Origin of the sequence: Neoaquamicrobium sediminum, from assembly GCF_013240295.1 — a bacterium.
GTDB lineage: Bacteria > Pseudomonadota > Alphaproteobacteria > Rhizobiales > Rhizobiaceae > Aerobium > Aerobium sediminum.
Window position 1 is genome coordinate 871,566 of sequence record NZ_JABETK010000002.1, and the last position, 26,479, is coordinate 898,044.

The 26,479-nt window shown below is 62.8% G+C and carries 27 protein-coding genes and 2 pseudogenes; 23 read left to right on the top strand and 6 right to left on the bottom strand.

Translation table 11 applies throughout. The features are described 5' to 3' along the window. The first annotated feature begins 3 nt into the window (after positions 1–3). Entirely contained in the window at positions 4–801 is a 798-nt protein-coding gene (locus HK436_RS16140; protein WP_173191391.1) for a YdcF family protein, read from the top strand. Here HK436_RS16140 and HK436_RS16145 read toward each other — a convergent pair. Further along, a complete protein-coding gene (locus HK436_RS16145; RefSeq protein WP_376769194.1) occupies positions 798–1,502 on the bottom strand; it encodes a DUF599 domain-containing protein in 705 nt (234 codons plus the stop codon). The genes HK436_RS16140 and HK436_RS16145 overlap by 4 nt on opposite strands. Before the next feature lie 284 nt (positions 1,503–1,786). Between HK436_RS16145 and HK436_RS32445 the strand changes: the two genes are divergently transcribed. The 6 genes from HK436_RS32445 to HK436_RS16170 all read left to right on the top strand — a co-directional run bounded on the left by HK436_RS32445 (position 1,787) and on the right by HK436_RS16170 (position 6,478). Beyond that, complete coding sequence (locus HK436_RS32445; RefSeq protein ID WP_280515712.1) at positions 1,787–1,915, top strand: hypothetical protein; 129 nt, start codon at positions 1,787–1,789, stop codon at positions 1,913–1,915. 166 nt (positions 1,916–2,081) lie between these two features. Continuing rightward, complete coding sequence (locus HK436_RS16150; RefSeq protein ID WP_173191395.1) at positions 2,082–3,488, top strand: L-serine ammonia-lyase; 1,407 nt, start codon at positions 2,082–2,084, stop codon at positions 3,486–3,488. Positions 3,489–3,547: 59 nt separating this feature from the next. Beyond that, positions 3,548–3,982 carry a DUF1489 family protein gene (locus HK436_RS16155; RefSeq protein ID WP_173191397.1) on the top strand — a complete coding sequence of 145 codons (435 nt, stop codon included), beginning with the start codon at positions 3,548–3,550 and terminating at the stop codon, positions 3,980–3,982. A 96-nt stretch (positions 3,983–4,078) separates the two neighbouring features. Beyond that, complete coding sequence (locus HK436_RS16160; protein WP_173191399.1) at positions 4,079–4,984, top strand: division plane positioning ATPase MipZ; 906 nt, start codon at positions 4,079–4,081, stop codon at positions 4,982–4,984. A gap of 61 nt (positions 4,985–5,045) precedes the next feature. After that, positions 5,046–5,789 (top strand): VWA domain-containing protein, encoded by a 744-nt coding sequence (locus HK436_RS16165; RefSeq protein ID WP_173191401.1) that lies wholly within the window; start codon positions 5,046–5,048, stop codon positions 5,787–5,789. Further along, the gene (locus HK436_RS16170) at positions 5,786–6,478 is read left to right on the top strand and encodes a DnaJ domain-containing protein (RefSeq protein ID WP_173191410.1); all 693 of its coding nucleotides are present in this window, start codon (positions 5,786–5,788) and stop codon (positions 6,476–6,478) included. The genes HK436_RS16165 and HK436_RS16170 overlap by 4 nt, the downstream gene beginning before the upstream one ends. Before the next feature lie 60 nt (positions 6,479–6,538). On the opposite strand, the gene HK436_RS16175 is transcribed toward HK436_RS16170, so the two are convergent. Next, on the bottom strand, positions 6,539–7,945 hold the full coding sequence (locus HK436_RS16175; protein WP_194248541.1) for a serine hydrolase: 1,407 nt from the start codon (positions 7,943–7,945) through the stop codon (positions 6,539–6,541). A 264-nt stretch (positions 7,946–8,209) separates the two neighbouring features. On the opposite strand from HK436_RS16175, the gene HK436_RS16180 reads away from it, so the two are divergent. The 5 genes and pseudogenes from HK436_RS16180 (at position 8,210) to HK436_RS16200 (ending at position 12,850) form a co-directional block, all read left to right on the top strand. Then, positions 8,210–8,539: a phasin family protein gene (locus HK436_RS16180; RefSeq protein ID WP_173191412.1), complete on the top strand. Its 330-nt coding sequence runs from the start codon at positions 8,210–8,212 to the stop codon at positions 8,537–8,539. A 249-nt stretch (positions 8,540–8,788) separates the two neighbouring features. Further along, positions 8,789–9,139 (top strand): ATP-dependent Clp protease adapter ClpS, encoded by a 351-nt coding sequence (gene clpS, locus HK436_RS16185; protein ID WP_376769168.1) that lies wholly within the window; start codon positions 8,789–8,791, stop codon positions 9,137–9,139. 8 nt (positions 9,140–9,147) lie between these two features. Beyond that, a pseudogene (gene clpA / locus HK436_RS16190) lies at positions 9,148–11,589 on the top strand (ATP-dependent Clp protease ATP-binding subunit ClpA); the annotation flags it as partial. A 152-nt stretch (positions 11,590–11,741) separates the two neighbouring features. Beyond that, positions 11,742–12,491 carry an AzlC family ABC transporter permease gene (locus tag HK436_RS16195; RefSeq protein ID WP_173191414.1) on the top strand — a complete coding sequence of 250 codons (750 nt, stop codon included), beginning with the start codon at positions 11,742–11,744 and terminating at the stop codon, positions 12,489–12,491. Next, positions 12,488–12,850, top strand: a complete 363-nt coding sequence (locus HK436_RS16200) for an AzlD domain-containing protein (RefSeq protein ID WP_173191416.1) — start codon at positions 12,488–12,490, stop codon at positions 12,848–12,850. The genes HK436_RS16195 and HK436_RS16200 overlap by 4 nt, the downstream gene beginning before the upstream one ends. Here HK436_RS16200 and HK436_RS16205 read toward each other — a convergent pair whose 3' ends face one another. After that, positions 12,851–13,285 (bottom strand): HIT family protein, encoded by a 435-nt coding sequence (locus HK436_RS16205; RefSeq protein WP_173193539.1) that lies wholly within the window; start codon positions 13,283–13,285, stop codon positions 12,851–12,853. Positions 13,286–13,373: 88 nt separating this feature from the next. Here HK436_RS16205 and HK436_RS16210 point away from each other — a divergent pair, with 88 nt between their 5' ends. Next, the gene (locus HK436_RS16210) at positions 13,374–13,703 is read left to right on the top strand and encodes a DMT family transporter (protein WP_173191418.1); all 330 of its coding nucleotides are present in this window, start codon (positions 13,374–13,376) and stop codon (positions 13,701–13,703) included. A gap of 5 nt (positions 13,704–13,708) precedes the next feature. Here the strand turns inward: HK436_RS16210 and HK436_RS16215 are convergent, their stop codons facing one another. From HK436_RS16215 to HK436_RS16225, 3 genes are all read right to left on the bottom strand, one after another. Then, positions 13,709–14,845, bottom strand: a complete 1,137-nt coding sequence (locus tag HK436_RS16215) for a GNAT family N-acetyltransferase (RefSeq protein WP_376769195.1) — start codon at positions 14,843–14,845, stop codon at positions 13,709–13,711. 126 nt (positions 14,846–14,971) lie between these two features. After that, positions 14,972–15,682, bottom strand: coding sequence for a glycerophosphodiester phosphodiesterase (locus HK436_RS16220; RefSeq protein WP_173191421.1), 711 nt, complete (start codon positions 15,680–15,682; stop codon positions 14,972–14,974). Between the two features lie 14 nt (positions 15,683–15,696). Next, entirely contained in the window at positions 15,697–16,158 is a 462-nt protein-coding gene (locus tag HK436_RS16225) for a RidA family protein (RefSeq protein ID WP_173191423.1), read from the bottom strand. A 125-nt stretch (positions 16,159–16,283) separates the two neighbouring features. On the opposite strand from HK436_RS16225, the gene HK436_RS16230 reads away from it, so the two are divergent. From HK436_RS16230 to bamA, 10 genes and pseudogenes are all read left to right on the top strand, one after another. Then, the gene (locus tag HK436_RS16230) at positions 16,284–17,117 is read left to right on the top strand and encodes a cell envelope integrity EipB family protein (protein ID WP_173191425.1); all 834 of its coding nucleotides are present in this window, start codon (positions 16,284–16,286) and stop codon (positions 17,115–17,117) included. An 18-nt stretch (positions 17,118–17,135) separates the two neighbouring features. Beyond that, complete coding sequence (locus HK436_RS16235; protein WP_173191427.1) at positions 17,136–17,438, top strand: DUF4031 domain-containing protein; 303 nt, start codon at positions 17,136–17,138, stop codon at positions 17,436–17,438. Between the two features lie 172 nt (positions 17,439–17,610). Continuing rightward, positions 17,611–18,393, top strand: a complete 783-nt coding sequence (gene rpsB / locus HK436_RS16240) for a 30S ribosomal protein S2 (protein WP_173191429.1) — start codon at positions 17,611–17,613, stop codon at positions 18,391–18,393. 109 nt (positions 18,394–18,502) lie between these two features. Further along, positions 18,503–19,426 (top strand): translation elongation factor Ts, encoded by a 924-nt coding sequence (gene tsf / locus HK436_RS16245; protein ID WP_173191431.1) that lies wholly within the window; start codon positions 18,503–18,505, stop codon positions 19,424–19,426. Between the two features lie 163 nt (positions 19,427–19,589). Beyond that, positions 19,590–20,333: a UMP kinase gene (gene pyrH / locus HK436_RS16250; RefSeq protein ID WP_173193541.1), complete on the top strand. Its 744-nt coding sequence runs from the start codon at positions 19,590–19,592 to the stop codon at positions 20,331–20,333. A gap of 60 nt (positions 20,334–20,393) precedes the next feature. Then, positions 20,394–20,954 carry a ribosome recycling factor gene (frr, locus tag HK436_RS16255; RefSeq protein ID WP_173191433.1) on the top strand — a complete coding sequence of 187 codons (561 nt, stop codon included), beginning with the start codon at positions 20,394–20,396 and terminating at the stop codon, positions 20,952–20,954. Positions 20,955–21,012: 58 nt separating this feature from the next. Beyond that, entirely contained in the window at positions 21,013–21,729 is a 717-nt protein-coding gene (locus tag HK436_RS16260; RefSeq protein WP_173191435.1) for an isoprenyl transferase, read from the top strand. Continuing rightward, the gene (locus tag HK436_RS16265) at positions 21,726–22,562 is read left to right on the top strand and encodes a phosphatidate cytidylyltransferase (RefSeq protein ID WP_173191437.1); all 837 of its coding nucleotides are present in this window, start codon (positions 21,726–21,728) and stop codon (positions 22,560–22,562) included. Before HK436_RS16260 ends, HK436_RS16265 begins: the two co-directional genes overlap by 4 nt. 111 nt (positions 22,563–22,673) lie before the next feature. After that, positions 22,674–23,816, top strand: a complete 1,143-nt coding sequence (gene rseP / locus HK436_RS16270) for an RIP metalloprotease RseP (protein WP_173191439.1) — start codon at positions 22,674–22,676, stop codon at positions 23,814–23,816. A 219-nt stretch (positions 23,817–24,035) separates the two neighbouring features. Next, positions 24,036–26,437 (top strand): annotated as a pseudogene (gene bamA, locus HK436_RS16275) (outer membrane protein assembly factor BamA). The last annotated feature ends 42 nt before the right edge of the window (positions 26,438–26,479 follow it).

Here is a 26,479-nt window from a genome sequence, read left to right on the forward strand (position 1 = left end):
TCGATGTTCTTCACGCTCTCCAAGCTCTTCTGGATCGTGGCCCAGCCGATCAACCTGATCGGCATACTGGTACTGCTGGGCATCGTCTGTGCTTTCTTCCGGTTGCGGCGGATCGGTTTGTTCTTCTCGATCTGCGGCCTGCTCGTGCTGGCGCTCGGCGGCTGGACGAGCACCGGCGCGCTGCTGCTGCATCCGCTGGAGGATCATTTCGCCAGACCGGATCCCGCGCCGCAGGATGTCGCCGGCATCATCGTCCTTGGTGGGGGCTTCGAAGGCGCGATCAACCTCGCGCGTGGCGGCTATGAGCTCAACGCCAGCGGCGACCGTTTCGTGGAAACGGCGGTTCTTGCAAGGCGCTACCCGCAGGCGCGGGTCGTCGTGACCGGCGGCACAGGCACGCTGATCCTCGAGGGAGAGGGAGACGGGGACACCGCCCCACGCCTGCTGACGTCGCTCGGCGTCGAAGCGGACCGGCTGGTGCTGGAGAACCGCTCGCGCAATACCTACGAGAACGCGCTTTTCACCCGCGAGATGGTCGAGCCGAAACCGGGAGAAACCTGGCTTCTGGTGACCTCGGCATTTCACATGCCGCGCTCGGTCGGTCTTTTCCAAAAGGCAGGGTTCGACGTGGTGCCGTGGCCGGCGGACTACCGCACGGCCGGCAACGAGCCCGTGGGCCTTGCGCGGGACAACGTATCCGATTCCCTGCAGAACCTGACGATCGCCATACGCGAATGGATCGGGCTCGTGGCCTACCGGCTCACCGGTCGTATAGACAGCATCTTCCCGGAGCGCTCCTAGCCGCCGCCTTCGAGCACGGCGCGTCGCGCGGCGGAGAAGAACTGCCGGCGGATCAGGACGCCCAAGATGAAGGTCGTGGTGGCGATGAACACCCACGGGCCGACAAACCAACCCAGATAGCCGATCGAGAAGAAGATCGCCCGCAGTCCGGCATTGAAGTGCTTGCCTGCGAGCATGTTCATCTGCGCGGCCCGGGCTACCGAAGCGTCGATCTCGGCATCGGTCTGGCCGTCTTCCCGCGCCACCGGCACAGCGCCGATCAGGATCGAGCAGTAGTTGAACAGCCTGTAGGACCAGCCGAACTTGAAGAAGGCGTAGCAGAGGACGGCGACCAGCCCGAGCACCTTGGCCTCGAACACCGGCCGCGCGTCTGCATCCGTGGCGGGCAGTTCGCCCAGCACGTCGAGCACGGCGTCAGTCGCGCCCAGAAGCGCAAAGCAGCCGCCGATGGCGAGCAGGCAGCTCGACGCGAAGAACGCCGTGCCCTGCTGAAGCCCGCCCATGATGCTGGTGTCGACCATGCGCATGTCGCGCCGCGCCATTGTGCGCATCCACGCCTCGCGTTGCCGGTTCATCGCCGAAGTCAGCGTTTCGCGCGAGACGATGCGGCCTTGCGTCGCGTGCGAGAACAGGGTCCAGCCGACAAGAAAGAAGGCGAGCGCGGCAATGTCGGGAGGGGAGCGGAACAGGGAATCGATCAGCATGCCGCTATCCTATCGCGAAAGGCCGTGCCGCAGGCCATCTTTTGCGCCTCAATTTGGCCGTCTATGTTGAAAAGCGATGAATATCTGTGGCCGCCTCAAGCCCTTGAAAAGGAATAGTTTTAATCGGTTTGCACCATTCGGGCAAAAGGCCTTGCCTTGCTTTCGCCGTTTTTGCATTGCGAATGGCGCGCCGAACGGCTATCTAGCGGCCAGACGGGTGGGATCGTCGCGGCGTTTCGAGAGCCGCATTTCGGGATGAAATCTACGGAAACAGGACAAAAATGGACGAAACCGTTCAGAAATCCTGCTGGGGCGTAACCGCCAAGGCAGTGATCGGCTTTGCCGGCATCATTCTACTGGCTTGGCTTTTCAGTGGTCCGGCGTCTGCGGCGATGATCGTCGCCGGCTAGACCCTCCCGGCAATCTCAGGGAATCTGAAGAGGCGCGGTTTCGACCGCGCCTTTTTCTTTGTTGGCCGGGAATGTCGCAGCCTGATCAGATGAGGTCCGCAGCCTGCTTGCTTCTCGTGCCGAAAGCCGCGAAACATCGGGGGCAATTCAGTCGGAGCGCTTCGCGATGTTCCTTTCCGTCTTCGATCTGTTCAAGATCGGTATTGGCCCTTCCTCGTCCCATACGATGGGGCCTATGACGGCGGCCGCGCGCTTCCTGTCGGAACTGTCCGGCAACGACTGGCCGCGACCGGCAGGCGTCACCGTGGCGCGACTTGCAGTCAGCCTCCACGGTTCGCTTGCCTTCACCGGCGTCGGACACGGAACGGATCGCGCGGTTATCCTGGGGCTGACCGGACTTACGCCGGTCACGGTCGATCCGGACAATGTCGACGTAACGCTCGCCGACGTTCAGGCGCAGAAGCGCGTCAGCCCGCCCGGCCATCCGACATATCGCTTCGACCCGGCGAACGATCTGGTGCTCGACAAGAAAACGCCGCTGCCCGGCCACGCGAACGGCATGGCGTTTTCAGCCTTTGACGCCGACGACCGGCTGCTCCTGCGCCGCATCTATTATTCGATCGGCGGCGGTTTCGTCGTCTCCGACGAGGAACTGCAGCGTATGAAGGCCGAGGGGCCGGTGCGGGGCAGCGGCGACAAGGGCGTTCCTTATCCCTTCGGGAAAGCGAAGGAGATGCTTGCGATGGCGGCACGCAGCGGTCTTTCGATCGCGGCGATGAAACGCGCCAATGAGGAACAGTTCGTCTCCCGTGAGGAGCTGAATGCCTCGCTCGACCGCATATGGGATGCGATGCGCAGCTGTATCGAGCGTGGCCTGTCGCAGGAAGGCATCATGCCCGGTGGGCTTAAGGTCAAGCGGCGCGCGCGCCAGCTTCACGACAAGCTGCAAGAAGAATGGAGCCGTAACCGACCGAACCCGCTTCTGGCCAATGACTGGCTCTCGATCTACGCCATGGCCGTCAACGAGGAGAACGCTGCGGGTGGCCGCGTGGTGACGGCACCGACCAATGGTGCCGCAGGCGTGGTGCCCGCCGTCATGCGCTACTGGCTGCATTTCCATGTCGAGGCCGATCAGGACTCGATCCGCGACTTCCTGCTGACGGCGGCGGCGATCGGCGGCATCATCAAGCACAACGCCTCGATTTCCGGCGCCGAGGTTGGCTGCCAGGGCGAGGTTGGGTCTGCGTCGGCCATGGCTGCGGCCGGGCTTTGCGCCGTCATGGGCGGCACGCCAGCCCAGGTCGAGAATGCCGCCGAAATCGCCCTGGAACATCATCTGGGCATGACCTGCGATCCCGTCGGCGGTCTGGTGCAGGTGCCCTGCATCGAGCGCAATGCGCTGGGCGCGGTCAAGGCGGTCACCGCCGCCTCGCTGGCGATCAAGGGCGACGGCACCCATTTCGTGCCGCTGGATGCCGCGGTCGAGACCATGCGGCAGACGGGCCTCGACATGAACGAGCGCTACAAGGAAACGAGCCTCGGCGGGCTGGCCGTCAACGTCGTCGAATGCTGAGCCTGTGGAAAGTGCAGACCGGCGCTGTAAGGCGCGCCGTTAAGCGCTAGATTAGGCGCATGGCTCTCAACCTCATCAAACTCTGCGTCGGCGCCGAAAGCGTCGAAGACCTCGAAGACTGGATCGCGCTGCGGCTCGAGGAGAAGCGGCGAGCCGGCCTTCCCGTTGAGCATTTCCATACCACCCGTATGGTGCCCAAGCGCGTCGACGAGCTGCTTGATGGCGGTTCGCTGTACTGGGTGATCAAGGGAGGCGTTCAATGTCGCCAGCGTCTGGTCGACATACGCCCCTTCACGGATGGAGAAGGCATAGGCCGCTGTCACCTCGTCTTCGACCCCCAGGTCGTGCGGACGCAGTGCAAGCCCCGCAGGCCCTTCCAGGGCTGGCGCTATCTTGTGCCGGCCGATACGCCGACCGATCTTGGCGGTGCGGACGCAGGCGAGGAACTGCCGCTGAACCTGCGTCGTGAGCTCTCCGAGCTGGGCCTGCTTTAACCGAACTTCGCAAGACCTGCAGTCGATGCCTCGCGACGGATTGTAACGCAACGGCAAACCGGCGATGCTGCGTGCGAAGTATGGAGTTGCGGTCACATGAACGCGTCCGGTGTATCAGCAAGCGTTTCCGCCGCGCCACGTCGCGCCCACGTCATCGTGTGCGGCAACGCGAAGGGCGGCACCGGCAAATCGACCTTCGCCATGCACGTGGCGGTGGCGCTGCTCCGCGCCGGCAACCGAGTCGCAACGATTGATCTCGACACCGCCCAGCAATCGCTGACACGTTACGTCGAAAACCGCAGGCGATGGGTTCGGGCGACTGGTATCGCAGTCGCATTGCCCGATCATCGGGACGTCCCGCATCACGCGCATGACGCGGCCAGCGAAGGCGCTGCCTTCGCTGCTCTTGCACATGCGCTCGCTGGCGTCGATGCCGCGTTCGATTTCGTCGTCATCGACATCGCTGCCGGTGACACGTTTCTCGGCAGGCTTGCGCATCGGCTTGCCGACACCCTGATCACCCCGCTCAACGATTCTCCGATCGATCTGAGAGCGCTTGGCAGCCTCCAACCATTGGCGCGCAGGCCGCTATCCGGTTCGGGTTACGCGCTGGCGGTCGCACAGGCACGCGAAGAGCGCCGACGTGCCGACGGCAAACTGTTCGACTGGATCGTCGCCTGCAATCGCGTGCCGGTGACTGCAGCGGGCGAAGCCAGGATCGCGCCGCGCTTGCGCGATATGGCGTCGACGCTCGGCTTTCGCTTCGCAGACGGTATCTCGCAGCGAGCGTTGTTCGACGAACTCTTTGCAGCGGGCCTCACGGCGTTTGACGAATACGACGGACGTTCGGCGTCCTCGCGGCCGAACCTCGCGCATCTGGCCGCGCGACAGGAGATGCGGCGGCTGATGGATCGAATGGATTTGCATCATACCAGGACTTCGTTACCAGTGGGCGAGCCCGGGACGAGCCCGACCGAAGCCGCGATCACGCCCGCGCTGTGACGCTTTCGCCCAACGCGCTTCAGGCCTTGCAAGCAGTCCGTCACGGCCACATGTTCTTGGCATGAGCAACGACAAGACGCCGGCACCCCGAAAGGCCGACCAGAAACCTGCCGCGGCGCGATCCGACAGCACCGCGATTGATGCGTTTGTGCGCCATGCGCGCGCTTTGGCGCAGCCCGCCGGGGCGAAAGATGGCGGGCGGCTGATTCTGGCGCTCGACGCGACGATGAGCCGGCAGCCGACCTGGGACCTCGCGTGCTCGTTGCAGGCCGAGATGTTCGACGCCGTATCCAGGGCAGGGGACCTCAACGTCCAGCTCGTTTATTTCCGTGGCTTTGGCGAGTGCCGCGCATCGAGGTTCGTGCGCGATACCAGCTCGTTGAAAGACCTGATGGTGAAGATCGACTGCCGGGGTGGACATACGCAGATTGGCAAGGTGCTTTCGCACACGCTGAAGGAGACGGAACGGACCAAGGTCAACGCGCTGGTCTATATCGGCGACGCGATGGAGGAAAATGTCGACGATCTGGCCGACAAGGCCGGCCGGCTCGGTCTGCACGGCGTTCCCGTGTTCGCCTTCCAGGAAGGGCACGATCCGGTCGCCGAAACCGCATTCAAGGAAGTCGCCCGGCTTTCAAAGGGGGCCTGGTTCCGCTTTGACCGAAACGCGGCTTCGACCCTTTCGAAGCTGCTTTCGGCGGTTGCCGTCTACGCAACAGGTGGGTTGAAGGCGCTAGAAGCCAGAGGCCGCGCGGAGGACCGCCTGATGATCGAGCATCTGAAGAAGTCCGGCGGACGGGGATGACGGTCCTTTTCTATCTCGCCGCGGCCGTTCTCGTGTTGACGCTGCTGGGCGCAGCCTTTTTGCGCATGGATGCGAGACGCATTGCCGGCAGCATGAGGCTTGTCGGACCCATCGCGGTCGGCGGGCTTGGTGTAGGCTTGCTGCTGCTCGGCGCGGGGCTTGGCGGGATGCTGATCTCCACAGCACTCGCATGGCATCTTTCGGGGCGCATGCGCCGGCAGGCCCGTCCAACGCCCGGAAAGCGATCCACGGTGCGCACCGCCGCGCTGGAGATGGAACTGGATCACGATTCCGGATCGCTTGAAGGGATCGTGCTTGTCGGGCGCTTCGAGGGGCGCGAGCTTGGCCAGCTCGAGCTCGATCAGTTGTTGCAGCTCGGCGGTGAACTCTCCGCCGACCCGGAAAGCATGCAGCTACTTGAGACCTATCTTGACGGCCGTTTTCCCGGCTGGCGTGACCACGCGCAGTCGGACATGGGCGGCGGGCAGGGTGGCACGCCAGCTTCTGGCCCCATGACTAAGCAGGAGGCCTACGAGATCCTTGGTCTTGAAGCTGGTGCCAGTGCGGCGGAGATCCGCAAGGCGCATCGCCGCCTGATGCAGCGCCTGCACCCCGACCTCGGCGGCACTTCTTTCCTTGCGGCGAGGATCAACGAGGCCAAGGAAGTTTTGCTGTCTGATCACAAATAATCCCCTTCGACGTAGTGCCGACCCGGGCAGCCCGCGGCGCGGGCTGGTCCGAAAGCCTGCTTACGACCCCACTGCGTAGCAATCGATCTTCTGCTTCTTGAGCGCGTTGCAGGCGTTCCATGCCTGGTTCTTCGAAGCGAACCCGCCGAAGCGCGCGCGATAGTAGACGGTGCCCTTGTTGTCGAATTCCTCGATGAAGGCGTTCGCGGTGTTGAGGATGCGGGGCGCTTCCTTGCCGGTGCGCACGAGCGCGGCAAACGCGTCGCTTTGCGACGGTGACGAAGCAACCTGCACCACCCAGCCGGAGGGCGCCGTGGACGAGGTCATAACGGGATCGATGTTGGCGTCGCCCTCGGCGGCGAAGCGGGCCTCAACGGCTGCTGCCGGTGTCGGTACCGGAGCAGACGGGATGGGAGCCGAAGGCGTCGGTGTCAGCGCGGCAACGGCTGCGGGCGTCGTCTCCTGTGCGTAGGCGACCAATGGTGCGCTGACTTCTTCCCGCGGCCGGAAGTCCGGCGTCGGAATGTTGCGGCTTGGCAGCGAGAAGGCGCTTGCGACCACCGCGCCGGCACCCGGCGTCGGGCGCTGGGAGGCAATGAGCGCGCCGCCCCCGTTGCGGGAGGCCTTGGGCATGTAGTCGCGCAGCAGCGCGGCCATGTGATCGTCGCGGCTGCGGCCGCTCTTTCCGCCCATGACCACGGCAACGACGCGTCGTCCATTGTCTTCCACCGACGTCACCAGGTTGAAGCCCGAGGCGCGGGTGTAACCGGTCTTGATGCCGTCGACGCCCTTGATCCGGCCGAACATCCGGTTGTGCGTGCTGATCGTCTGCTTGCCGTATTTGAAGGAGCGGGTGGAGAAATAGTCGTAATATTGCGGAAAATGCTCGCGCAGTGCGACACCCAGGATCGCCATGTCGCGCGCCGTCGTGTGCTGAGCGCTGTTGGGCAGGCCGTGCGCGTTGCGGAACTGGGTCGAGTTCATGCCGAGCTGGCGGGCCTTGGCCGTCATCATCCGCGCGAAGCCGGCCTCGGAGCCGCCGAGCATCTCGGCAACGGCCGTCGCGACATCATTGGCCGAACGCGTGACAAGCGCGCGGATGGCCGTGTCGACAGTGATCGAGCCGCCCGCCTTCACGCCCAGCTTCGTTGGCGGCTCAGCCGATGCATTCTTCGAGAAGGGGATGGCGGTCTTCGTCGAGATACGCCTCGCGTTCATCGCCTCGAAGATCATGTACACCGTCATCATCTTCGTCAGCGACGCAGGATAGCGCCGCTCGTCCGCATTGCGTGAGAACAGCACCTGACCGGTGCGCGCATCCATCACATAGGCCGCATAACGGGAATTGGCCGAAGCCGACCCTGCTCCTGCGACCGTGAACATTACGACCGCCAGCATGGCGACGAAAATGCTGCGAGTGTTCGAGATTTGCGAGATAAAGCCTGCCAACGCCTGACGCACAACCATAGCTACACTTCTACTGATACTGACTGATGCCCAAACCCGCCCCCGGGATTGTCAGCCACGATAGAGGCGAGCCCGTTACCAATCCGTTTATGGTAACCGGCCCGTTCACCAATTTTGTCAACTTCTAGGAAAGAAAGCGGCCTCGACAGCCAGCTGTTGATTGGACCCAGGGCGCCATATTGACTTTTGTGCACTGCAACATAAATAGAGTGCAACGCATTAGGGATGCGGGAAACCCCACCTCCAACGGAAGGTAGCATTCAGATGATTCAGTCGTTCGAAGACGCCAGCAAGGCTGGCAAGGAGTTCATGGACACCGGCCTCAAGAGCTTCGCCGCCATGTCGAAAAACGCGCAGGCGATTACCGTCGAGGCGACCGAGTACTCGAAGAAGGCATTCGAGAACGGCACCGCCGCTTTCGAGAAGCTGACGTCGGCCAAGTCGCTCGACAAGGCTGTCGAGATCCAGACCGACTACGCCAAGCAGGCTTACGAGGGCTTTGTCGCACAGGCCACCAAGATGGGTGAGCTCTATGCCGAGATGGCCAAGGACGCCTACAAGCCCTTCGAATCGGTCGTCGCCAAGGCGAAGTAATCCGCTTCGAAATCGTTGTCGCGCGGGCTTTTGCCCGCCGAAATGCCCGGTCGCGGCTTCGCGGCCGGGTTTTTTGTCGTTTCAGGGTTCGAAGTGCGCTACGCCGCACCCGAATTCGCGCGTCTGTGACGTGAGCCGTATTGTCAGCAAGAAAGAAGGCCTTAAAATTTCATGATGAGTGCCTACATGACGTGCCTTGAAGGAAGCGCGCGCAACTGGAAGGATGCGGAAACGAGTGGCGGGGTACCCATGCCGGAACTGGTGACGAGGATGCAAGGTGACGACGACCGGGCCAACGGTCCCGGACGCGGCACCGCGGTCATCACCCGTACCAAGCCGAAAACCAAGAAGCCGTCGCTCTACCGCGTGCTCATCCTCAACGACGACTACACCCCGATGGAATTCGTGGTCCATGTGCTGGAGCGTTTCTTCCAGAAGGATCGCGAGGCCGCGACCCGCATCATGTTGCATGTTCACAATCACGGTGTCGGTGAATGCGGGGTCTATACATATGAGGTGGCTGAGACCAAAGTGACTCAAGTCATGGATTTCGCCCGCCAGCACCAGCATCCGCTGCAATGCGTGATGGAAAAGAAATGAGGTTCTGAATGCCGGCTTTCTCGCAAGGCCTCGAACGGGCGCTGCATCAGGCGCTGACATTTGCAAACGAGCGTCACCACGAATATGCGACGCTCGAACACCTGCTGCTCGCGCTGCTTGACGACGGTGATGCCGCCGCCGTCATGCGTGCATGCAACGTCAATCTCGAAGAATTGAAGCAGACCGTCCTGTCCTACATCGACACCGAGCTCGACAATCTCGTCACCGGCTATGATGAAGACTCCAAGCCGACGGCAGGCTTCCAGCGCGTGATCCAGCGCGCGGTCATCCATGTCCAGTCATCCGGTCGCGAGGAAGTGTCCGGCGCCAACGTGCTCGTCGCGATCTTCGCCGAGCGCGAAAGCCACGCCGCCTATTTCCTCCAGGAACAGCAGATGACGCGTTACGACGCGGTCAACTACATCAGCCACGGCATCGCGAAGCGGCCGGGCTCGTCGGAGGCCCGCGCGCCGCGCGGGGCCGAGGATGAGCAGGGCGGCCAGCCCGGCGTGGGCGAGGGCGAGGACGGCGGCAAGAAGAAGCAGCAGGACGCCCTGACGGCCTACTGCGTGAACCTCAACGCCAAGGCCCGGCAGGGCAAGATCGATCCTCTGATCGGCCGCGAGTCGGAGATCAACCGGACGATCCAGGTGCTCTGCCGCCGCTCCAAGAACAATCCGCTCTATGTGGGTGACCCCGGCGTCGGCAAGACAGCGATCGCCGAAGGGCTCGCCAAGCGAATCGTCGAAGGCGACGTGCCGGAAGTGCTTCACGATGCCACCATCTTCGCGCTCGACATGGGCACGCTGCTGGCAGGCACGCGTTACCGCGGCGACTTCGAGGAGCGGCTGAAGCAGGTCGTGAAGGAGCTTGAAGATTACCCCGGGGCGGTCCTCTTCATCGACGAGATCCACACGGTGATCGGCGCCGGCGCGACGTCGGGCGGGGCGATGGACGCCTCCAACCTTCTCAAGCCGGCCCTGTCGTCGGGTGCGATCCGCTGCATCGGCTCGACCACCTACAAGGAGTTCCGCCAGTTCTTCGAGAAGGACAGGGCTCTTGTCCGCCGCTTCCAGAAGATCGACGTGAACGAGCCTTCGGTCGAGGACGCGATCTCGATCATGAAGGGGCTGAAGCCCTATTTCGAGAAATTCCACAAGGTGAAGTACACCAACGAGGCCATCAAGGCCGCGGTGGAGCTGTCGTCGCGCTACATCAGCGACCGCAAGTTGCCCGACAAGGCGATCGACGTGATCGACGAGACGGGTGCCTCGCAGATGCTGCTGCCCGAATCGCGCCGCAAGAAGACGATCTCGATCAAGGAGATCGAGGCTACCGTCGCGACGATGGCGCGCATTCCGCCCAAGACTGTCTCCGCCGATGACGAGAAGGTTCTCGCCAGCCTGGAGGAGGAGCTGAAGCGCGTCGTCTACGGGCAGGATACGGCAATCACGGCGCTGTCGTCGGCGATCAAGCTGGCGCGTGCCGGGCTGCGCGAACCGGAGAAGCCGATCGGCTCCTACCTGTTCTCTGGCCCCACCGGCGTCGGCAAGACCGAAGTCGCCAAGCAGCTCGCCGCCTCTCTCGGCGTCGAACTGCTGCGCTTCGACATGTCGGAATATATGGAGCGCCACACGGTCTCGCGGCTGATCGGCGCACCTCCCGGCTATGTCGGCTTCGACCAGGGCGGGCTCCTGACCGACGGCGTCGACCAGCATCCGCATTGCGTGCTGCTGCTGGATGAGATCGAGAAGGCGCATCCGGACCTGTTCAACATCCTATTGCAGGTGATGGACCACGGCAGGCTGACGGACCACAACGGAAAGCAGATCGATTTCCGCAACGTGATCCTCATCATGACGACCAATGCGGGCGCGGCCGACCTGGCCAAGGCTGCAATCGGCTTCGGCTCGTCCAAGCGCGACAGCGACGACATGGAGGCGATCAACCGGCTGTTCACGCCGGAGTTCCGCAACCGTCTCGACGCGATCATCCCGTTCGGCTCGCTGCCGGTGCCGGTGATCCACCAGGTGGTGCAGAAGTTCGTGATGCAGCTCGAGGCGCAGCTCGCCGAGCGCCGCGTCACCTTCGACCTAACGCCGGAGGCAATCGCCTGGCTTGCCGACAAGGGTTACGACGAGCGCATGGGAGCACGTCCGCTCTCCCGCGTCATCCAGGAGCACATCAAGAAGCCTCTGGCCGACGAGGTGCTTTTCGGCAGACTGAAGAAGGGCGGCACGGTGCGCGTCTCGGTGATCAAGACCGAGGCCGGCATCGAGGTTCTCAACCTCGAGGCGCTTGCCGACGAGACGCCGGTTAAGCCGAAGAAGGAAGACCCCGAGGAACGGCCCGTAAAGCGTAAGGCGGCCAAGAAGAAGGCACCGGCAAAGGCGACGGCATCTGCAGCCAAGCCGAAGAGCGAGCCGAAGGGCAAGCAGCCCCCAAGCGCAGCATCGTTCCCCAACTGCCGCGCAAGTAACGACCGATCCGTGACGGGCCGCAAAGCCCGTCACGGCCTCTCGCGCTGCGCCCGCGAAAGTTGCGGGATCGGCGACGAGCCATATCGCGCTGAATCGTTCCGTGTGATATGCGGCCACCAGATATGGCCGAAGACTTCCCGAATTCTCCCCGCAAGGCTTCCGATTACCGGCGCTGGTTCCTGAAAGGCGTCGTCGCATCGGCGTCGATACCGGCGCTGATTCTGATGAGTGCGTTCGTCGGCTTCGCGGGCCTTGCACGCGAGGCGGGCATCACGCTGCCGCAGGCGGTGTTCATGACCGGCATGGTCTGGGCGCTGCCGGCCAAGGTGGTGCTGATCGGCGCGATCATCTCGGGAAGCTCGCTGCCCGCGGCCGCCTTTGCGGTCGCGCTCTCCTCCGTGCGGCTGACGCCGATGGTTGTGTCCCTCGTTCCCGAAATGAAGACCGAACGGACGCGGCCGTGGGTGCTTTACCTGCTTTCGCATTTCGTGGCGGTAACGTCCTGGGTGCTTGCGATGGAGCATCTGCGGACCGTGCCGCGCGACATGCGCACGGTCTATTATGGCGGCCTCGGCGGGACACTCGTGGTCACCAACATGATCGTGGTGACGGTCATGTATGCGGTTGCGGGCAGCCTGCCGCCGGTGCTTTCGGCAGCGCTGCTGATGCTGACCCCGATCTATTTCCTGACGTCTCTGTGGGGCTCGGCGCGCGAAAGCGCCGGTCATTTCGCGATGATCTTCGGGCTCGTGCTCGGCCCCCTGTTCCACGTCGTCCTGCCCGGTTTCGATCTGCTGGCCGCTGGCGTCATCGGCGGGGCCGCTGCGTATCTGGTCCACAGGATGCGCAAGGGCAGGGGAGCAGCGACATGACTTTCGATGCTTTCGACGCCTGGTGGTGGCCTTACCTGTTCATCCTCGTTGGCGGCTGGCTGGCGACAGACGCATGGCGCTTTCTTGGTGTCTATCTGGGCGGACGGCTGCGGGACGATACCGATGCGCTGGTTCTCGTTCGCGCGCTGGCGACCGCCCTTGTCGCCGCCGTCATCGGGAACCTGATCGTATTCCCCAGCGGGGCGCTGGCAGCCGCGCCGCTGGCGCTGAGGCTGCTGGCTGCGGCTGCGGGTTTCGGCGCCTACCTGCTGGTGCGCAAGAGCGTGGTGGTGGGCATCCTGACGGCGGAGGCCGTGCTGATCGCCGGCCTCTATGCGATCGGGTTCAACGGCGGATAATCACGCCGAACCGAGCGCAGCCCTGATCTTTTCGGCATTGGCCGCCAGCACGGCCTGATCCTCCATCTGCCCGGTATGGGGCTTGAGGCTGACACCGTCGAAGCGCGGGATGATGTGGACGTGCAGGTGGAATACCACCTGTCCGCCGGCCGCTTCGTTGAACTGCTGCACAGTGACGCCATCTGCCGAAAACGCTTTCATGACGGCCCGGGCGAGTTTCTGGGTCGTGGCCATCACCCCGGCAAGGCTGTCTGCGTCCACGTCGAGGATGTTTCGCGACGGCTTTTTCGGGATCACGAGGCAATGGCCGTTTCCGCGCGGCATAATGTCCATGAAGGCAAAGGTGTCGGCGTCTTCGTAGACTTTGTGTGCCGGCATGTCGCCGCGCAGGATCTTGGCAAAGACGTTGTCGGGATCGTAGGCGGGCTGGATCATCGTTTCCTCGGTGATTGCAGAATGGTCGCCGCATGTTTCGGTGCTGGCCTCGTCTGCGTCAACCTCGGTCGATCGCACAGGTGCCGTCATGAACTACGTTTTTCTCTCGGTCGCGATCGTCTTCGAAGTCATTGCAACGACAGCGCTCAAACAGACCGAAGGCTTTACCCGGTTGCTGCCATCGCTGGTGACCGTCGGCGGCTATGCGCTCGCCTTCTATTTCCTGTCGCTGCCGCTCAGGGCGCTACCGGTGGGCATCATCTATGCAATCTGGTCCGGTGTCGACATCGTGCTGATTACCGCCATCGGATGGATCCGGTTCCGCCAGGTGCTGGATCCGGCCGCGATGATCGGTATCGCGCTCATCATCGCCGGCGTTCTTGTCATCAACCTGTTTTCGGACACGCTCGCCCACTGACCGGTTCAGGCTTTTTTGAACGGCGCGCGCTCTTCCAGGTAGCCGCCGATCATCTCGACCTCGCGGCGTTCGCGGTCGAGATAGTCCGCCACAGCATGGCGCAGCCCCGGATGGGCGATGTGGTGAGCGGAATGTGTCGTCACCGGACGGTAGCCGCGCGCCAGCTTGTGCTCGCCCTGCGCGCCGGCTTCCACGGTCTTGAGTCCCTTTGCGATCGCGAAGTCTATGGCCTGATGGTAGCAGACCTCGAAGTGCAGGAACGGATGATCCTCGATGCAGCCCCAGTTGCGTCCGTAGAGCGTCTCCGAGCCGATGAAATTGATCGCTCCGGCGACATAGCGCCCGTCCCGTCGCGCCATAACCAGGAGGATATCATCGGCCATGCGCTCGCCGACCAGCGAGAAAAAGTGCCGGTTGAGATAGGGGCGTCCCCATTTGCGCCCGCCGGTATCCATATAGAAGGCATAGAAGTCGTCCCATGCGCCCTCGGTCAGGTCGCTTCCCGTCAGCCAGTCGATCTCGATGCCGGACGCCAGGGCCTCCCGTCTTTCGCGCTTCAGCGCCTTGCGCTTGCGTGAGGCGAGCGTGTCAAGGAAGTCGCCATAGGAGCTATAGCCTTCATTGAAGAAGTGGAACTGCTGGTCGGTCCGGTGCAGGAAACCGGCCTGTTCGAGGACCTCAACATCGCGGGTATCGGCGAACGTGACGTGTACGGATGACGCGCCGATCCGCGCGCAAAGCGCTTTCAGACCTTCAGCAAGAGCCTGCCGGGCCGCTGAACCGTCACTATCGCGCGGGGTCAGTAATCGAGGTCCGGTCGCAGGCGTGAACGGCACCGAAACCTGCAGCTTCGGATAATACGCTCCGCCGGCCCGCTCGAAAGCATCGGCCCAGCCATGATCGAAGACGTACTCTCCCTGGCTGTGGTTCTTCAGATAGCAGGGAACGGCGCCGATGAGCGTGCCGTCCGGTGTCTCCAGCCTCAGGTGCTGCGCCAACCAGCCCGTGCGGCGGTCGGCACACCCGCTCTCCTCAAGAGAAAGCAGAAAATCATATGATATGAACGGGTTGTAGGGTGTTGTTGAATCGCCGCGCGTGGTCCCGGCGAGAGCGTCCCATTCACTGCGGGAGAACGCCGCCATGCTCGGCACGACGCGAATGACGAATTCGCCGCCGGATTGCGCTTCCTCGTCGCAACTATCGCTCATGGCTTCTTAGATACGACAGCCGTTGTGCGATGCAAGATGGCTGCGGCTCGATTTGGCGCCCTAGGCCTCAAAACCTTCGAACGTCATCTGATCCGCATGCGTGAACGTTACGTCACGCGCTTGATCGTTGCGCACGGTCCAGGTGATGACGGGCATGGCGAGCTTTTCCCGCACGAAGCTGACGAACGGATTGGGCAGGTCATGCACGCCGAAAGAGACGAACGAGATCGGGTGCGCCAGCATCGAGAAATGGGCTTCGAGATCGCGGATCGTTCGCCCGTGTGCCGTCAATCCGGCCGGGATGCCGGGTGCATCGCTCGCGAATTGGCGAATGAGCCAGTGGTCGAACGACATGATCGCGGCATGACCCCGATATGACGACAGCGTTTTCGCGACGGCGGCGACCAGCCCGTCATCCTTGCCCTCGGTGCCCTTCAACTCGATCACCACCGGCACGCGACCGTCAACCAGTTCCAGCATCTCGGCAAGCGTCGGCACATGGTCGGCCGTGCCGCCGATCTGCATCTGAGCGAGGCTCGCGACGGTCTGTTCGTAGACGAAGCCTTCGCGGCCGACGAGCCGGTTGAGGACAGCGTCGTGGAAAACGACCGGCAAACCATCGGAGGAAAGGTGCACGTCGCATTCGATCGCGTAGTTCCTCTCCGCCGCGGCATCGAACGCTGACAGGGTGTTTTCCCAACGCGCGTTATTGAGGTCGTGGTAGCCGCGATGGGCGATCGGACGGCTGGTGAGCCAGGCGATGTCGGTCATGGATGTCGTGATCGCTATTTGAGTTCGGCGATGGCTTCGATTTCCACCGCAGCGTTGAGCGGCAGCACCGCCACGCCAACGGCGGAGCGCGCATGCTTGCCGCGTTCGCCAAGCGCCTCGGCCAGAAAGTCCGACGCGCCGTTGGCAACCAGGTGCTGCTCCGTGAAGTCCGGGGCCGAGGCGACAAACACAGTGATCTTCACGATGCGTGCAATCTGCTCGAGATCGCCGGTCGCTGCCTGGATCTGCGCCAGAATATTGATGGCGCAAAGCCTCGCCGCCTTCTTGCCGGCCTCGGTGTCGAGGTCGCGACCGAGCAGGCCGGTTACCAGCTTGCCGGCTTCGAGCGGCAACTGGCCTGCCGTCATCAGCAGCTTGCCGCTTTGGGCATAAGGCACATAGTTGGCCGCAGGCGCAGCCGCTGCGGGCAAGGTCACGCCTAGCGCGTCGAGGCGTTTTTGGATTGTGTCCGACATGGTCTATTCCTTATGCTGCGGGGCAGGCGAGGGAACGGCTTCCGATAGCGCCCTGCTTCTGCCACGAATATTTCCTGTGGTGAATAGAAAGAATGCGGACCTCGCCGCGCTTCGGAGATTTGTTCATGCGCATTGTGCGCCTTGCCCTGCCTGCCTTCCTGTCCGCCATTCCGGCAACCGTGGTGCCCGCCCATGCGGGCGCCCTGATACCGCACCGTGCCGTCTACGACCTGACCCTCGACGAGGCATCCGACCGCTCGGGGATCACCGGCATCACCGGCCGCATGGTCTATGAGTTCAACGGGTCCGCCTGCGAGGGCTATACGGTCACGTTTCGCTTCGTCACGCAGATTGACACCGCGGATCTGTCGCGCGTGACCGACCAGCAGACGACCACCTACGAGGATGGCGATGGCGAGAGTTTCCGCTTCGTTACGCGCTCCTTCGTCGACGAGGCGCTGGACACGGAACTGCGCGGCACCGCGCGCCTGACGCCGGCGTCCAAGCCGGATGCGACCGTCGTTTCCATCGAGAAGCCGGAAACGCAGGAGATTCGCCTTGCGGCGACCCAGTTTCCGACGCAGCACCTTCTGGAACTGTTGAAAAAGGCGGAAAGCGGCGAGACATTCTACGAGACGACCCTTTTCGACGGCTCCGACAAGGCCGATCAAGTCATGACGACGACGGTCATCATCGGCCGCGAGGCCAAGGCGTCGGCGAACGACCCCGAGCAGAAGGCGCTGGCGCCGATGGCCGAGGAGCCGTTCTGGCCGGTGGACGTGGCGTATTTCGACATGAAGGAAGAGCAGGGCGAGGAGCTTCCTACCTACCGCATCAGCTTCAAGCTGTACGAGAACGGCGTGACGCGCGATCTGGTCATGGATTACGGCGATTTTTCCATGACCGGCCGGCTTGTCGACCTTGCGCTGTTCGACGAACCGCAATCCTGCACCGAATAACCGGCGGCAACCGCACGGATGGCAGTCTATGTCGACAATGCGATCTGGCCCTGGGCAGGCCGGCGCTGGTGCCATCTGCTTGCCGATGACGAGGCCGAGCTGCACCGATTCGCCGCCAGAATCGGCGTGCATCGCCATTCCTATCAGGGCCCGCCGAAGACGTCGGCGCCGCATTACGACCTGACGGGCTTCGAGCGCGACCGCGCCGTGCGCATGGGCGCGCTGCCGGTTGGCCGCGACGTGATCGTCGATGTGTTCCGCCGTGTCCGCCAGCCGAGGAAGGTATCCGGCGCGGCGGTCATTCAGGCTGCGGCGGAATGACCTGCCACACATCAGGTTGCGTTTTGCGCGCTTAGCCTCTATATGCGCGCACATTCCACACACGGGCTTTGGCCTCTGTCCGGGAGAAATCCGGCTGAGACCTCCGGTGGCGGAGCGGGAGCGATCCCATCCGTCAATGGTCCGTGGAGGCAAACCGGAAAAGGATAAGACAATGGCTCTGCCTGATTACAGCATGCGCCAGCTTCTCGAGGCTGGTGTTCACTTCGGCCACCAGACCCACCGCTGGAACCCGAAAATGGCGCCCTACATCTTCGGCGCCCGCAACAACATCCACATCATCGACCTCTCGCAGACGGTTCCGCTGCTGCACCAGGCGCTGAAGCTGGTTTCCGACACCGTGGCCCGTGGTGGCCGCGTGCTCTTCGTCGGCACCAAGCGCCAAGCTTCGGACATCGTCGCGGATGCGGCCTCCCGTTCGGCGCAGTACTACGTCAACTCGCGCTGGCTCGGCGGCATGCTGACCAACTGGAAGACGATCTCGAACTCGATCTCCCGTCTGCGCAAGCTCGACGAACTCCTCGCCGGCGACGCCCAGGGCTTCACCAAGAAGGAGCGTCTCAACCTGGAGCGCGAGCGCGAGAAGCTCGACAAGGCCCTCGGCGGCATCAAGGACATGGGCTCGACCCCAGACCTGATGTTCGTGATCGACACCAACAAGGAAGCGATCGCGATTCAGGAGGCCAAGCGCCTCGGTATCCCGGTCGTGGCGATCATCGATTCCAACTGCGATCCGGACAAGGTAGACTACCCGATCCCGGGCAACGACGACGCCGCCCGCGCGATCCAGCTCTATTGCGACCTGATCTCCAAGGCTGCCATTGACGGCATCGCCCGCCAGCAGGGCGCCATGGGCGTGGACGTCGGCGCTTCCGAAGAAGCTCCGACCGAGCCGACCCTGGACGAGACGCCCGCAGAGGAAAACAAGGGCGCGTGATCCTGCCGGCCGCTTCGGCGGTCTTGAAACCTGAACCTTCGGCAGGCGCACCTGGAAGAACCCACGGTGCGCCTTGCCTTTGAACGATACGGAAACTGAAGAGGCGACAATGAGCATTTCTGCTGCACAGGTCAAACAACTGCGCGACATGACCGGCGCGGGCATGATGGACTGCAAGGCGGCCCTGGCCGAAACCAATGGTGACATCGAGGCCGCCGTCGACTGGCTGCGCAAGAAGGGTATCTCCAAGGCTGACAAGAAGGCCGGACGTACGGCCGCAGAGGGCCTGATCGGCGTCGCGTCCGAGGGTACTTCGGCGGTCGTCGTTGAGGTCAATTCCGAGACGGACTTCGTTGCCCGCAACGACGCCTTCCAGGACATCGTGCGCAATGTCGCCCAGGTTGCCCTTGCAACCGACGGTTCCGTCGACGCCGTTGCCGCCGCGACCTATTCGGGCTCGCAGAAGTCGGTCTCCGACACGATCAAGGACGCGATCGGCACGATCGGCGAGAACATGAGCCTGCGCCGTTCCGCCAAGCTCTCCGTGTCCAACGGCGCGGTCGCCACCTATGTGCACAACGCCGTCGTCGAAAATCTCGGCAAGATGGGCGTGCTCGTGGCGGTGGAAACCACAGGCGATGCAGACGCTGCGCGTGCCTTCGGCCGCCAGGTTGCCATGCACGTGGCCGCTACCAACCCGCTGGCACTGACCGCCGAAGAAGTCGATGCGGGTGCGGTTGCTCGCGAGAAGGACATCTTCGCCGCCCAGGCGCGCGAATCCGGCAAGCCGGAGAACATCATCGAGAAGATGGTGGAAGGCCGCATGCGCAAGTTCTACGAGGAAGTCGTGCTGCTCAAGCAGGCTTTCGTGCTGAACCCCGATATGACGGTCGAGCAGGCCCTCAAGGCGGCCGAGAAGGACATCGGCGCGGAAGCCAGGATCTCCGGTTTCGTGCGCTTCGCGCTTGGCGAAGGCATCGAGAAGGAAGAGAGCGACTTCGCAGCCGAGGTCGCAGCGGCAGCCAAGGGGTGAGAAGCCGGTTCGCCAGAGGCGAGTTCGTAATGCCGGTGGCATGACGAAAGGCTTCGAACGCCGGGGAGCTGCTGTAGATAGCCGGACCCCGGCCGAAGATCATCGCAACTGCTCGAAGGGCGCCGCGTGACATCGCGGCGCCCTTCGTGTATCGCAGCTTCGCATCAGCCGACCAAGAGGACCCCATGCCCCCAAACCCGCCTTTCGCCGTGTCCTTCTCAAAGCCTCCGGCGAGGCGCTCATGGGTGAACAGGGCTTCGGTATCGACGTCTCCGTCGTCGATCGCATTGCCGCCGATATCAAGCAGGCGCGCGACATGGGCGTCGAGGTTGGCGTCGTGATCGGTGGCGGCAACATCTTTCGCGGCGTCGCAGTGGCCTCCAAGGGTGGCGACCGTGTGACCGGCGACCACATGGGCATGCTGGCCACCGTGATCAATTCCCTCGCGCTGCGGACGTCGCTGGTCAAAATCGGCGTCGAAGCGGTGGTTCTCTCGGCGATAGCCATGCCGGAGCTTTGCGAAAGCTTCTCTCAGCGCCAGGCAACAGCCTACATGAACCAGGGCAAGGTTGTGATCTTTGCCGGCGGAACGGGAAATCCGTTCTTCACGACCGATTCCGCAGCCGCGCTGCGCGCCGCCGAGATCGGCGCCGATGCGCTGTTCAAGGGCACCCAGGTGGACGGCGTCTATACGGCGGACCCGAAGAAGGATCCGGCCGCCAAGCGCTACGACCGCATCACCCATCAGGAAGTGTTGCGCAACGGCCTGTCGATCATGGATACGGCCGCAATTGCACTTGCACGCGAGAACAACATTCCGATAATCGTCTATTCGATTCATGAAGAAGGTGGTTTCGGTGCCATTTTGCGTGGCGAAGGCCGCTGCACAGTCGTCAGCGAAGCCTGACGGCGTCCGCCGAAGAACACCACAGAGAACGACCGGCGACGCCGGAAGCGGAGGGTTGAGATGAGCACCGGAATTGATTTCAAGGACCTGCAGCGACGCATGGAAGGTGCGATCAGTGCGTTCAAGCACGATCTGGCATCGCTGCGCACGGGCCGCGCTTCCGCGAACCTGCTCGACCCTATCCAGGTTCAGGCTTACGGCGCGCCCATGCCCATCAACCAGGTCGCGACGGTGACGGTGCCCGAACCGCGCATGATCTCGGTTTCGGTGTGGGACAAGCAGCTTGTCGGCGCCGTCGATCGCGCCATCCGCGAATCCAATCTTGGCTTCAATCCGATCGTCGACGGTACGAACCTTCGCATCCCGCTGCCGGAGCTCAACGAGCAGCGCCGCAAGGAGCTGGTCAAGATCGCGCACCAGTACGCGGAAAACGCGAAAGTGGCCGCCAGGCATGTTCGCCGCGACGGCATGGAAAATGCCAAGAAGGCGGAGAAGGACGGCGAGATCAGCCAGGACGACTCGCGCGTCCAGTCGGAACGTGTGCAGAAACTGACCGACGACACGATCACCTCGATCGACAGCCTTCTGTCCGAGAAGGAAGCGGAGATCATGCAGGTTTGACCGCGCCTGTGCCGGAGCGTCGCTCCGGCGCGCGGGACCCGCGGAAAGGAAACGGGATTTGAAGCCCGCCCATATCGCGATCATCATGGACGGCAACGGCCGCTGGGCCAAGGCACGCGGCCTGCCGCGCGCTGCCGGCCATCGCGCCGGCGTGGAAGCACTGCGCCGCACGGTGAGGGCCGCAGGCGACCTCGGCATCGAATGGCTCACCGTTTACGCGTTCTCTTCGGAGAACTGGTCGCGGCCCAAGGCCGAAGTCAGCGACCTTATGGGCCTTCTTAAGCTATTCATTCGCCGCGACCTTGCCGAAATCCACCAGGCAGGCGTGCGTGTGCGCATGATCGGCGAGCGGGCAAGCCTCGCCCCCGATATCAGGGCGCTCGTCGAAGAAGCCGAGACACTGACCGTCGCCAACCGGTCGATGAACCTCGTGATCGCCTTCAACTATGGTGCCCGCGACGAGATAGCCCGCGCGGCAGCGGCGGTCGCGGAATCTGTCCGCTCCGGCACCCTCGATCCGGCCGACATCACGCCGGAGGCATTCGGCCAGTTCCTCGACACGAAACTGATCCCTGACCCTGACCTGATCGTCCGCACGAGTGGAGAGCAGCGGCTGTCCAATTTTCTGCTTTGGCAGGCGGCTTATTCCGAACTGGTGTTCATGCCCTGCTACTGGCCGGACTTCGGCCTTGCCGAACTCGAACAGGCAATCGAGAGCTTTGCCGCGCGCGAGCGTCGGTTTGGCGGCGTGACCGCCCGCGACGTCGCCCTATGACAAAGGGCGCAGGCCGGAGCAATTTGCAGCAGCGCGTCTTGTCCGCCATCGTGCTCGTAGCGGTGGTGCTGGTCCTGACCTGGGCCGGTGGATTCTGGTATCGCATTCTCTGTGCAGGGATCGCCGGTGCGGTCCTCTATGAATGGACGGCAATGGCGTCGCCGCGAGATGCTACCGCACACCGCATCGTTCTGTGGGGCCTTCTTGCTGTCGTTCTTGTCATGCTGCTGGCTGGCGTGCCGGCGGCAACGCTGCTTATCGCCCTTGTGGTGGCAGTTATCGTCGGCGCAGCGCATGCGGCCTACGACCAGCGGCGGTTCTGGCCGGTTGCTGGCGTGGCGTATGCGGGGCTCTCCGCGATCTCGCTTGCCGCACTGCGTAGCGACGATGGGGCTGGGCTCGCCGCGACGCTTTTCCTTTTCGCCATTGTATGGGCGACCGACATTCTCGCCTATTTCGTCGGACGCGCGATCGGCGGCCCAAAGCTCGCGCCCTCGATTTCGCCGGGCAAGACCTGGAGCGGTGCTATCGGCGGAACGATTGCCGGTATCGTCGCCGGCGGTGCGGTCGCGCTCTATGCAGGCATAGTCTGGGGTGTGCTGGCGACGGCAGCTCTGGCCTTGATCCTTTCGATCGTCTCACAGATTGGCGACCTTTTCGAATCGTCGCTCAAGCGCCGGTTCGGCACCAAGGATTCGAGCGGACTCATCCCGGGTCACGGTGGTGTGATGGATCGTGTCGATGGGCTTGTCGCCGCTGCCTTCATGCTTTTCGTTATCGGTGCGGCTGCTTCCGGACTGGACGCGCCCGCAAATGCGCTGTTCGGTCGCTGACGCTCAAGCGTTTGCAGTAACGAAAAATCGCGTCAGTTTCGGACACGGATTCGCCGGTATTGTTGCGCTAAGAGACGACAGAGTTGCGTGCCAAAAGGGTAAGGGGACGTCTTGAACGAATTTCTGACCACATTCTTCAGCTTCGACAATATCGTCATCACGACCGTAATCCCCTTTCTGTTCGTTTTGACCGTGGTCGTGTTCGTCCATGAGATGGGTCACTACCTTGTCGGCCGTTGGTGCGGCATCGGGGTACGAGAGTTCTCGATAGGCTTCGGGCCGGAACTTCTGGGTTTCAACGACAGGCGTGGAACGCGCTGGAAGCTTTCCGCGATTCCACTGGGTGGATACGTCAAGTTCGTCGGTGATATGAGCGTCACCAGCGAACCGTCGAACCGCGAGGAAGACGACTCGCTGAGCGCCGAGGAACGCAAGGTGGCGTTCCATCTGCAGCCGGTCTGGAAACGTGCCGCGACCGTTTTTGCCGGCCCTCTGTTCAATTTCCTACTGGCGATCGCCGTGTTTACGGTGATGTTTTCGATGTATGGCCGTTATGTCGCCGAACCGACCGTTGCGGAGGTGCGGGCCGACAGCCCGGCCGATGTTGCGGGCTTCCAGCCAGGCGACCGGTTCGTCTCGGTTGACGGGCGACGTATCGACACGTTCGGCGATGTACAGCGCCTGGTCTCGGGCCGTGCCGGCGACTCCATCGTTTTCGTGATGCTTCGCGACGGCGCGGAAGTGACGCTGACGGCGACGCCGGAAGTCGTGGAACAGGAAGACGCGCTCGGCAATACCATCCGCGTCGGCGTCATCGGCGTTGTTAACAATGCCGAACTCGGCCAGCCGCGACATCTGACTTTCAATCCGGTCGAAGCGGTCGGAGAGGCAGTGAAGGAGACCGGGTTCATCATCGCCCGAACCGGCCAATTCCTGCAGCGCTTTGCGGTGGGGCGCGAAGACCGCTGCCAGCTCGGCGGACCGGTGAAGATCGCCGATATGGCGGGCAGGGCGGCCGCGCTCGGCTTCGAATGGCTGGTGCAGCTTGTTGCCTTGCTCTCCGTGGGCATCGGCTTTCTGAACCTGCTACCGATTCCGCCTCTCGACGGCGGGCATCTGGTGTTCTATGGGGTCGAGGCCGTCATGAGGCGCCCGGTGTCGGAACGGATCATGGAGATGGTCTACCGAATCGGCCTTGTGCTTGTGCTGGCCTTTATGGTGTTCGTGTTCTGGAACGACCTATTCGGTTGCTGAAATGTGAAGAAAATGCGTGACTTGGCGTTTCGGTTGACCGCTCGTTTACCATGGGGTCGAATTGGAGTGACGCGAAAGCCACGCTCGGGGATTTAGTAAACGCATGTTAACCCGAAGCCTTGCGTGTATGGAAAATACGGGTAATACGGTAGCAGAATTGACCGCGACGTCCGGGTTTCTCGCCGTGGGGACTACGAGAATAAAAGGTTTTAAAGCCCAATGAAGGCAGCTTCCAGTTTGTTGAGCGCCGCTTCGGCGGCCGCCCTTTCGGTCGGATTCATAGTATCCGGCGCCGGCGCGTTGCAGCTTGCATCGACGACGGTCGCGCAGGCCGCCGTCGTGAGCAGCATCGAGGTTCGCGGCAACCGCCGCGTGGATGCCGAAACCATCCGCAATAACACCGGCATTCGTCCCGGCCAGAATTTCAGCAACGCCGACGTCGATGAAGCGGTCAAGCGGCTGTTCTCGATGGGCATGTTCTCGGATGTGCGCATCAACCAGTCGGGCTCGACGCTGATCGTCAGCGTCGACGAGAACGCGATCGTCAACCAGGTTCTGTTCCAGGGTAACCGGCGTCTTAAGGACGCCGACCTCGGTCGTCAGATCCAGCTTCGTCCGCGCGGCGCTTATTCCAGCGCGATGATGGAAGCCGACGCCGAGACGATCCGTCAGGCATACGGCCGTACCGGCCGTGAAGACGCAACCGTTTCCCCGGAGGTCGTCGACCTCGGCCAGGGCCGCGTCAACGTCGTCTTCAATATTCAGGAAGGCGATCGCACGAAGATCGCTTCGGTCAGCTTCGAGGGTAACAACACCTTCTCCGACGGCCGCCTGCGCGAGGTGATTTCGCTCAAGCAGTCAAACGTCATGTCGTGGCTGACCCGCAACGACATCTATGACGAGGACCGGCTGCGTGCCGACGAGGAGGCGCTGCGCCGCTTCTACTACAATCGCGGCTTCGCTGACTTCCGTGTCATCTCGGCCTTTGGCGAGTTCGACGAGGCGGCGAATTCCTATCGCGTCAGCTTCACGGTGGACGAAGGCCAGCGTTATCGCTTCGGCTCCATCGAAGTGGAGAGCACCGTCGACGGCCTGGATGGTCAGGCACTGCGCAACCAGCTCGAATCCCGTAGCGGCGACTACTACAGCGCCAAGGCGGTCGAGGACTCGCTGGTCGGCCTTTCCGAGCGCGTTGCCGATCTCGGTTATGCGTTCGCGCAGGTAACCCCACGCGGCGACCGCAATTTCGAGAATCAGACGATCTCCGTCGTCTATACGATTGACCAGGGGCCGCGCGCCTACATCGAGCGTATCGAGATTCGCGGCAACCAGCGCACGCGCGACTATGTGATTCGTCGTGAATTTGACTTCAGCGAAGGCGACGCGTTCAACCAGGTTCTCATCCAGCGCGCAAAGCGCCGGCTGGAAAGGCTTGATTTCTTTGAGACGGTCAACATAGCAACCGCACCCGGTTCCGAGCCGGATCGCGTCATCCTGGTTGTCGACGTCATCGAGAAGTCGACCGGTGAGCTGTCCGTCGGTGGCGGCTACACGACCGGCAATTCGGCAACCTCCGGCTTCAGCGTCGAAGGCTCGATCGCAGAGCGCAACTTCCTTGGCGCGGCCAGTCGATCCGCCTCTCGATGGCGGGCGGCAGGAATTCTCGCGACTACACCGTCTCGTTTACGGAGCCGTATTTCCTCGGGCGTCGTATCAGCGCTGGCTTCGATATCTATCGCCAGACGCGCGAGTACAACCAGGGTTACGACAGCGAACTGACCGGCGGCACCGTGCGTTTCGGCCTGCCGATCACGCAGGCGCTCAGCACACAGTTTGCCTATAACCTGACGCAGGAAAAGTACGTCTACAGCGGCGTCTGCCTTGATGATAACGGCAATCCGATCCCGAACGATCCGCGATGCACTCTGTCGGATTACCTGAAGGACGCGATTGAAAACCAGAGCCCGTGGACCAAGTCCTCGGTCAGTGGCACGCTGCTGTTCAACACGATCGATGACATGCGCAATCCGCGCGAGGGTCTCTACCTCAACGGTACTGTCGAGGTTGCTGGTCTCGGTGGCGACGCGCAGTGGACCAAGTTGACCGCACGCGGCAGCTACTACCACCTTCTGTCAGAGGAGCTGGACCTTGTCGGTCTGCTTTCGGCGGGCGCCGGCCACATCGCCTCCTACGGCAACGACGGGCTGCGCGTGTTCGATCATTTCCAGAACAATGATCGTATGATCCGCGGCTTCAAGAGCAACGGTATCGGCCCTTATCAGACGACGCTCGATAGCAACGGCAACACCGTTTACAACCACCTTGGCGGTACCACCTACTTCAATGCATCCGCCGAAGTGCAGTTTCCGATGCCCTTTATCCCGACCGGCATCGGCCTGCGTGCTGCCGCCTTTGCTGACGCTGCGACCCTCTACGGCAACAAGCTGACCGGCCAGGGTGCTGTTCTCGGGAGCGAGATGGAGTGGCGCGCATCGGTGGGTGCGAGCTTGATCTGGGCGTCGCCCTTCGGTCCGCTGCGTGTCGACTACGCCGTGCCGGTCATGAAGGAAGAAGGCGACCAGATTCAGAACTTCAGCTTCGGTATCTCGACCCGTTTCTAGCGCGTCGTGCCGGCATTGTGGCGGCTTCGGCAGGTCCGTTGC